The organism is Cyanobium sp. N5-Cardenillas (assembly GCF_024345515.1).
Lineage (GTDB): Bacteria > Cyanobacteriota > Cyanobacteriia > PCC-6307 > Cyanobiaceae > Cyanobium.
In genome coordinates this window covers 1-7,307 of sequence record NZ_JAGQBG010000160.1, presented here as the reverse complement: position 1 = coordinate 7,307, position 7,307 = coordinate 1, and the positions used below count along the sequence as shown (strand labels likewise).

General features: G+C 65.4%; 10 protein-coding genes. 7 read left to right on the top strand and 3 right to left on the bottom strand.

Annotated features, from left to right (window positions below; all coding sequences use genetic code 11):
* The coding region (locus tag KBZ04_RS12370; protein ID WP_254992217.1) for a DegT/DnrJ/EryC1/StrS family aminotransferase at positions 1 to 479 on the bottom strand (479 nt) is incomplete at its 3' end.
* Positions 480 to 654: 175 nt separating this feature from the next.
* Here KBZ04_RS12370 and KBZ04_RS12365 point away from each other — a divergent pair.
* A complete protein-coding gene (locus tag KBZ04_RS12365) occupies positions 655 to 1,248 on the top strand; it encodes a hypothetical protein (RefSeq protein WP_254992216.1) in 594 nt (197 codons plus the stop codon).
* 4 nt (positions 1,249 to 1,252) lie between these two features.
* On the opposite strand, the gene KBZ04_RS12360 is transcribed toward KBZ04_RS12365, so the two are convergent.
* On the bottom strand, positions 1,253 to 1,954 hold the full coding sequence (locus KBZ04_RS12360) for a 4'-phosphopantetheinyl transferase family protein (protein ID WP_254992215.1): 702 nt from the start codon (positions 1,952 to 1,954) through the stop codon (positions 1,253 to 1,255).
* 55 nt (positions 1,955 to 2,009) lie between these two features.
* Here KBZ04_RS12360 and fabI point away from each other — a divergent pair, with 55 nt between their 5' ends.
* Genes fabI through KBZ04_RS12345 form a run of 3 tightly spaced genes read left to right on the top strand, consistent with a single transcriptional unit; the run spans position 2,010 to position 5,004 of the window.
* Positions 2,010 to 2,792 (top strand): enoyl-ACP reductase FabI, encoded by a 783-nt coding sequence (fabI, locus tag KBZ04_RS12355; RefSeq protein WP_254992214.1) that lies wholly within the window; start codon positions 2,010 to 2,012, stop codon positions 2,790 to 2,792.
* 29 nt (positions 2,793 to 2,821) lie between these two features.
* Positions 2,822 to 3,826: a hypothetical protein gene (locus tag KBZ04_RS12350; protein WP_254992213.1), complete on the top strand. Its 1,005-nt coding sequence runs from the start codon at positions 2,822 to 2,824 to the stop codon at positions 3,824 to 3,826.
* Entirely contained in the window at positions 3,823 to 5,004 is a 1,182-nt protein-coding gene (locus KBZ04_RS12345; RefSeq protein WP_254992212.1) for a glycosyltransferase, read from the top strand. Before KBZ04_RS12350 ends, KBZ04_RS12345 begins: the two co-directional genes overlap by 4 nt.
* 36 nt (positions 5,005 to 5,040) lie before the next feature.
* Here KBZ04_RS12345 and KBZ04_RS12340 read toward each other — a convergent pair whose 3' ends face one another.
* Positions 5,041 to 5,643 (bottom strand): carbonic anhydrase, encoded by a 603-nt coding sequence (locus tag KBZ04_RS12340; protein ID WP_254992211.1) that lies wholly within the window; start codon positions 5,641 to 5,643, stop codon positions 5,041 to 5,043.
* Positions 5,644 to 5,737: 94 nt separating this feature from the next.
* Between KBZ04_RS12340 and hisB the strand changes: the two genes are divergently transcribed.
* The 3 genes from hisB to KBZ04_RS12325 all read left to right on the top strand — a co-directional run.
* Positions 5,738 to 6,427 carry an imidazoleglycerol-phosphate dehydratase HisB gene (gene hisB / locus KBZ04_RS12335; RefSeq protein WP_254992210.1) on the top strand — a complete coding sequence of 230 codons (690 nt, stop codon included), beginning with the start codon at positions 5,738 to 5,740 and terminating at the stop codon, positions 6,425 to 6,427.
* A gap of 24 nt (positions 6,428 to 6,451) precedes the next feature.
* On the top strand, positions 6,452 to 6,610 hold the full coding sequence (locus tag KBZ04_RS12330) for a hypothetical protein (RefSeq protein ID WP_254992209.1): 159 nt from the start codon (positions 6,452 to 6,454) through the stop codon (positions 6,608 to 6,610).
* Positions 6,611 to 6,696: 86 nt separating this feature from the next.
* On the top strand, positions 6,697 to 7,307 hold a 611-nt coding region (locus tag KBZ04_RS12325; RefSeq protein WP_254992208.1), incomplete at its 3' end, for a carotenoid oxygenase family protein.

Genomic DNA, 7,307 nt, shown 5'->3' with positions numbered 1-7,307 from the left:
TGGGCACAGTCCTCGATCACCCGCAGGTCGTGGGCGGCGGCGATGGCCATGATCCGCTCCATGGCCACCGGCCGGCCGAACAGATGCACCGGCATCAGGGCGCGGGTGGCAGGGGTGATGGCGGCGCCGATCGCGTCCGGATCGATCAGGTAGGTGTCCGGATCCACGTCCACGAACACCGGCGTGGCGCCGACGGCGCTGATCGCTTCGGCGGTGGCGAAGAAGCTGAACGAACTGGTGATCACTTCGTCACCGGCACCGATGCCCAGGGCGCGCAGGGCCAGCACCAGGGCGTCGGTGCCGCTGTTGCAGCCGATGGCGTGCGCGACGTCGCAGGCGTCGGCGAAGGCGGCCTCGAAACCGCTGATGGTGGTCCCCCCGATGTACTGGCCGCTGCGCAGGACCTCCAGGACAGCATGATCGAGCGCGTCTCCCAGCTGGTGCAGTTGCTCGCTGAGACTGAAGGGGGGCACTTGCATGGCGGCAACATTAAGCCTGCGGTTCCGAACCAGGCCGACGGCACTTCCCCTGTTCAGCGGCCGTACCCGGGGCCAGCTTGGTGACGGCGGTGAGGACCGTGGATCTGCCGCCCTTGCTGCAGAGCGGATGGGGTCGCCGGGTAAGGATCATCGCCGTGATCGTGTTGCCTTTGCTGTGCCGCCCCTCTGCCCGCTGGTCCGCGGTCCGCTGGGAAGGCCCCTGCTGGGGTGGCCCCTGGCGGCGATCCTGCTGGCCGGCTGTGTGCCGGCCGAGCAGCGCCCGAGTGGCCGGGTGTACCCCCTGCCGCGGCACCAGCCCCACGATGGGCTGGCCGTGGTGACGCGGCCCGGCGGCAAGGGTCTGCACATCTGGATCGAGACCGACACCAGCCGTCCCGGCGTCTGCCGGCCCCGCTGGCTTCCCGATGCGGCCCGGCTTCAGGGGGGCAACGGGCCGGCCCCCACCAGCTTCGGGCTGGCCGCTCGGGAGGAGTTCTTCCAGGCCCAGGAGCGGGGGCCGGTGCGGCTGGCCCTGCGGCGCCAGGCGGAGGGCCTCTGTCGCCAGCGGGCCCCCGACAGCGTCTTTGTCTGGGAGCCGCCGCCCCGCACCGCTGCGCAGCACCGGCCACCGGTGCTGCCCCTGCTGGAGGAGCCCGACCTGCTCAGCGACCCGCGGGCGATCCGGCGGGCCGAAAAGCAGCTGCTGGGGCTGCCCCTCACCCCCGACGACCTGGAGGAACCGGAGGAGTCCCAGCACGGGGGTTCCTGACGCTTCAGGCCAGGGCCGCGGCGCCCACGTACCCCTCCGGCAGGAGGAGGGGCCAGAGTTCCGGGTTCCGGCCTGGCGGCCCGTCGGCAGGCGCTCCAGCGAACAGGCCCAGCCCCCTGGCCTTGAGGCCCGCCTCCAGCCGGCACCAGGCGGCCAGGAAGCTGTCGCCGCGCCGCCTTTCCGGCAGGCCCCGGATCCGTTCCGATTCCTCAGCTGGCAGATGGCGCCTGGCGATGGCCTCCCACTCCGGCACCGGCCGTCGCTGCTCCACATCCACCCCCACCGGCCGCTGGGGGTGAAAGCCCACAAGGATCAGATCCCCCGAATGGGACACGTTGAACTGGGGGGGACGTCTTCCCCAGCCCGGCCCCCCCGACGCCTGGGGGAGCAGCTCCGGCTTGCCATGGGGCCCCGCTCCCAGCACCAGATCGGCGGGATCGCACCCCAGCCACCCGCCAAGCAGCAACCGCAGCGCCCCCCGACCGAGCAGGAACCGCTCGCCATCCTCCTGGCGCCGCAGCCGACGCAGGCGTTGCCGTTCGTCTGGATTCAGCAGCTCCCCCAGGGGTGCCACCAGCGCCTGGACCTGCGGCTTCCGTCGATCCAGCAGCACCAGCAGCGGGGCAGCGGCGGGTGCGGTTCCGGGCCAGGGCGGCAGCGCCAGGTCACCGCCGGGGTCAGGCCAGGGCAGGGGAGGAATCGCCATGTGTACGGGAGAATCGCCGGATTGCATCCCCTCGCCCTCCGGCGCCCTGCTCCCCATGCTCCTTGATCTGCGCGGCAAGAAGGCCCTCGTCACCGGCATCGCCAACAACCGCTCGATCGCCTGGGGCATCGCCCAGCAGCTGGCCGCGGCGGGCTGCGAACTGGGCATCACCTACCTGCCGGACGACCGGGGCCGCTTCGAGGGCAAGGTGCGGGAGCTCACCGCACCCCTGAACCCCACCCTGTTCGAGCCCCTGGATGTGCAGAAACCAGCCCAGATCGAGGCCCTGTTCCAGCGCATCGCCGAGCAGTGGGGGACGCTGGATGTGCTGATCCACTGCCTGGCCTTCGCCGGCAAGGACGAGCTGGTGGGGGATTTCAGTGCCATCAGTCCGGAGGGATTCGCCCGGGCGCTGGAGGTGAGCGCCTACTCCCTGGCGCCGCTGTGCCGCCACGCCAAGCCCCTGTTCAGCCAGGGGGCCAGCGTGATCACCCTGAGCTACCTGGGCGCCGAGCGGGCGATCCCCAACTACAACGTGATGGGGGTGGCCAAGGCGGCCCTGGAGGCCTCGGTGCGCTACCTGGCGGCGGAACTGGGCCCCGAGCAGCAGGTGCGGGTGAACGCCATCAGCGCCGGGCCGATCCGCACCCTGGCCAGCTCGGCCATCGGCGGCATCCTCGACATGATCCACAACGTCGAGGCGAAGGCCCCCCTGCGCCGCACCGTCACCCAGGACGAGGTGGGCGCCACCGCCGCCTTCCTGGCCAGTCCGCTGGCCAGTGGCATCACCGGCCAGGTGATCTACGTGGATGCGGGTTACTGCATCACGGGAATGTGAGGCGGTGACGCCAGCAAAGTTTCTTGCTGTTGGAAGATCTTTTGGTGGTACTGAAGCAACGAACGATCGTCAATAAGGGAATGGCTGGCCTGGGTAATCGCCTGCAGGCTCTGGGTTATTGCTGCGATCTTGCCAAGCGTCTAAACGCCACTCTGTGTGTGGATTGGACGCATAATTCTTGGAGTGATGCGTTCGAAAGCTATTTCCAGATGACTCGCGCGTCTGAATCGGCTTTTCTGGGGCCTGAAGGTGGCTGTGGCCGGGTGGTTCCAGCGCGGTATGCCAGCTGCATCACCGGAAACCCGTTGGCATCTGATGTGTTGGTGAAGGATGGATTCCTGACGACAGCCTCTGATCCACTCCAGGCTGGGCCCTGGGACACGTTTGTTGTTTGCCGTTATCTGTCGCGTTATGCCAATCGGATTTTCCGCGTCCTTCGGTTGAATGAGACTTTCAAGCAGGTCGTGATGGGTCAAATGAACGAGCTGAACCTGATCCCTGGCGCCGACGACTGCTGGCACATTCGGCACACGGATGCCTCAGGGGGAAGCCCTGACCAAAGCCTGAGAGCTATTGCCCGCCACCTGAGGGCTCGGAGGAAAGTCGTGATGACGGACAGCTTAGAAGTCGTCGAGATGTGCCGCAAGCCAAGCATCGTCTGTCCTTCCGTGATCCCGTCGATCAAGGACAGGGGTCGGGTTGGCGTTCATCATCTCGGCGAGGAACGGCTTCGTCAGCAGGGGCTTGTCAAGCAGGATGTCAATCGCTCTGTCGTGACCGATCTCATGATCGCTGGCCTGCCGCGTCACTTCTGGGGGACATGTCAGCGGCCAACCTTCAGCGACTTCATTTGTCGGGGCAGGATTGTATCCTGGTTTGTATGTGCAGTTCTGGGAAGGCGCTTGAATCTGGTTGCTTGGGGAAATGTTCGTTCGCTCTTTTCCTGCAACGATGCTACCTTAGTTCCAAGACGCGAAGGGGAAGGGTTTATGGGTGGATTCTTTCCTGAGCTGGCAGTTAGTTGTCCGCCATGAGCCAACAACATCCACGCCGCAGCGACGTGAAGTATGGAAGTCTTACCCATGTCCTGCTTTTCTGGTTTGGTGATGACTGGGGGGTTTTTGGCCGCACTTATGAACAGATTGCCTTGACCTTGAGTCGCCTCGACTCTGTCAAGCAGGTTCTTGTCGTCCTGCCCTCATCCAAAGGAGAAACTCTGGCGACCTCGAGGCAGGTCATTTCCGACAGGCTCACCGTCCTACGTCTGTACTGGCGGCCCCGTGGATCTTCATCCTTGCAGCTTCGGAGCCTTGGTTCGAGATTGAAACTTAGACTGGAGCACTTCCGCCTCAGAAGATTAATCAGATCCTACGGATTTCGAGAGAAAAATACGCTGCTCTGGTTGTTTCCAGCCCATCCTATTGTTGATGAGCTTGTGCGCCAGGTGCCTGCTGCAGCAAGAATCTCGCAGATTGTGGATGACTTTACATTGGTGGATAAAAATGATTGGTACTATCCCTTTGCCATTGACCAATATCCGCGTCTTGGCTCGATGTTTGATTTGATCGTCGTCACGTCGAAGGCGAATGAAGAGAAGTTTTCGGTTCAGGCGCCCTGCGTCCGAATCGATCAAGCCGTTGACGCCTCCTTCCTGGCTGATCCCTCCGATTTTCGACCTTGCGGCCCGCAGCCGGTATTGGGTTATGTCGGCACATTCTGGGACCGCACCAACATCGATCTGCTCCTCAGGATCGCCCGGGAGCGCCCTCACTGCAGACTTTTATTGGTGGGTCCGGAATTGAATCGTCGGCTTTCTGACTCAGGACTGCTTGGGCTCGGAAACGTCGAGTGGGTGGGAAGTGTCCCCAATGACCAGGTGCCTCAGCAGCTGAAGCGTATGAACCTCTGCCTCATCCCCCACCTCGATACGCCTTTCTCCAGATCCATGAGTCCGTTGAAACTCTTTCAATACATTGCCAGTGGCAAGCCAGTGGTGTCGTCTGCGGTGGAAGGGCTGGAGCTGGCCAGTCATCTGATCCGGATCGAAGGGGATCCCGGCTCTTTTCTTGAGGCCATCGATGAAGAGCTGGCTGCGGATGCGCTGGAGAAGTTCCTTGAACGGGTGGCCTTTGCCAAGGCCCAGACCTGGGAGAGCAGGGTGAATCGGATTCTTTCAAAACTGGATGAAGTCTTGGGACCGGAATTGGCTTAATGCCGATCCCCTGTGGTCCACAGAGCAACGAACTGCTTACATCTGCCGCATCGCCATCACGGCGCCCATCCACTCAATGCTGGTGGTGTGCAGGTTGTAGTAGGCCGCCTCCACCTGCAGCTGTCCGGATCGCATCCGGTCGGTGAGCATCACGCTGGAATCGACGAGGTTGCGGGCGGCATTGAGGGTGTGGTGGCGGCAGGCCTCCTCCAGGTTGTGTTCGCCGCCGAGGCTGAACAGCTCCATGCGCAGCTGGCCCACCACCTGGGCCAGGCTCGGCGTCAGGCTGAGCTCCCGGTCGAAGGCCGCCGCCACCGCGCCGCAGGCGGCATGGCCCAGCACCACGATCACCGGCACCCCCAGGTGGCTGACGGCGTATTCCAGGGAGGCAATCGCGGCCACCGTGCTCATCGTGCCGGCGTTGCGCACCACGAAGAGATCGCCGAAGCCGGTGTCGACCAGCAGCTCCACCGGCACCCGGGAATCGGCGCAGCCCAGCACGGCTGCCACGGGGCTCTGGCCGGCTTCCACCTCCAGCATCCGCAGGCGATCGCTGTGGGGGTGGAGCGAATGGCCGTCGAGAAAGCGCTGGTGACCGGCGCGCAGCTGGTCGAGGACGGCAATGGGACAGGTCGGCATAGGGCCCACACCACCATCCCCGGCGGTCCCATGCCGTAGCGCTCCACACCATGGGCGCGTCCGATCGTCAGGGCGTGGCCGCCAGGGCTTTGGCATGATTCGGATCAGGCCCGTCGCCTTAGCCCGCGTGACCATCAGCACTTCGCGAACCGGCCCACCGCGTACCGGCGAGATCCATCGCGTCACCGGCGAGACGGACGTTCATGTCGCGCTTGATCTGGATGGCACTGGCCGTTGCCAGGTGGCCACCGGCGTCCCCTTTCTCGACCACATGCTCCACCAGCTCGCCAGCCATGGCCTGCTCGATCTGGAGATCACCGCCAGGGGCGACACCCACATCGACGACCACCACACCAACGAGGACGTGGGGATTGCGCTGGGGCAGGCCCTTGCCCAGGCCCTGGCGGACCGGCGCGGCATCCGGCGGTTCGGCCACTTCCTGGCTCCCCTGGATGAGGCCCTGGTTCAGGTGGCGCTCGACTGCTCCGGCAGGCCCCACCTCAGCTACGACCTGGCCATCCCCGCCCAGCGCATCGGCACCTACGACACCGAACTGGTGCGGGAGTTCTTCGTGGCGGTGGCCAACAACGCTGGCCTCACCCTCCACATCCGCCAGCTGGCTGGGGTGAACTCCCACCACATCGTCGAGGCCTGCTTCAAGGCGTTTTCCCGCGCCCTTGATCAGGCGGTGGAGATCGATCCCCGCCGCGGCGGTGCGGTGCCCAGCAGCAAGGGCGTGCTGGAGCGGGCCGGGACTGGAGGCAATCCGGCTGGTGGCGACTAGCATTCTGCGATGCGTCCTGACCCCATGCGACCTTTCCTTGTGCTTGTGGCCGGCTTCGCCGCCACCATCGCCGCGGCTGCTCCGGCGCAGGCTGCCGATTGCCTCCCGACAGTCGCCGAGTCAGCCCCCTGTGCGGTTTCCCAGCCCCCCTGCCCGCCGGTGGAGCTGCCCTGCGAGGCGTGAGGTCGGGACGGGCGCCCACGCCTTCATACTCCGTTACGTGATAATCGGATCAGCGCCCGGCGCTGTTCTTCCTGTGGGCTGACCCGATGACCGTTGCTTCCCCTGCTGGCGCGGCTTCGCCTGCCTACGACCGTTCCGACTGGGCCAGTTCCTTCGGCAATGTCAGCCAGGAGCTCACTGATGTGCCCTTGGCGGCCACCCGGGGCAGCATCCCGGCAGAGCTGAACGGCACCCTCTATCGCAACGGACCCGGCCGACTGGAACGGGGGGGGCACTGGGTCCATCACCCCTTCGACGGCGACGGGATGATCACCGCCCTGCGGTTCACTGCCGGCGGCGCCCAGCTCAGCAACCGCTTCGTGCGCACCGAGGGCTGGTTGGCCGAGGAGAAGGCCGGCACCTATCTGTACCGGGGGGTGTTCGGCACACCCAAGCCGGGTGGGGTCCTGGCCAATGCCTTCGACCTTCGGCTCAAGAACATCGCCAACACCCATGTGGTGCGGCTTGGCGACCAGCTGCTCGCGCTCTGGGAAGCCAGCTCCCCCCATGCGTTGGATCCGCTCAGCCTCGAGACGCGGGGCCTGAGCCTGCTGGGTGGGGTCCTCAAGCCGGGTGAGGCCTTCAGTGCTCACCCCCGCTTCGACCCCGGCCACCACGGTGCCACCCGGATGGTCACCTTCGGCGTCAAGGCCGGACC

Coding starts and splice junctions, on each gene's coding strand:
- KBZ04_RS12330 (WP_254992209.1), top strand. CDS start 6,452: ATGCGACCTTTCCTTGTGCTTGTGGCCGGCTTCGCCGCCACCATCGCC.
- fabI (WP_254992214.1), top strand. CDS start 2,010: ATGCTCCTTGATCTGCGCGGCAAGAAGGCCCTCGTCACCGGCATCGCC.
- hisB (WP_254992210.1), top strand. CDS start 5,738: ATGATTCGGATCAGGCCCGTCGCCTTAGCCCGCGTGACCATCAGCACT.
- KBZ04_RS12345 (WP_254992212.1), top strand. CDS start 3,823: ATGAGCCAACAACATCCACGCCGCAGCGACGTGAAGTATGGAAGTCTT.
- KBZ04_RS12340 (WP_254992211.1), bottom strand. CDS start 5,643: ATGCCGACCTGTCCCATTGCCGTCCTCGACCAGCTGCGCGCCGGTCAC.
- KBZ04_RS12360 (WP_254992215.1), bottom strand. CDS start 1,954: ATGGCGATTCCTCCCCTGCCCTGGCCTGACCCCGGCGGTGACCTGGCG.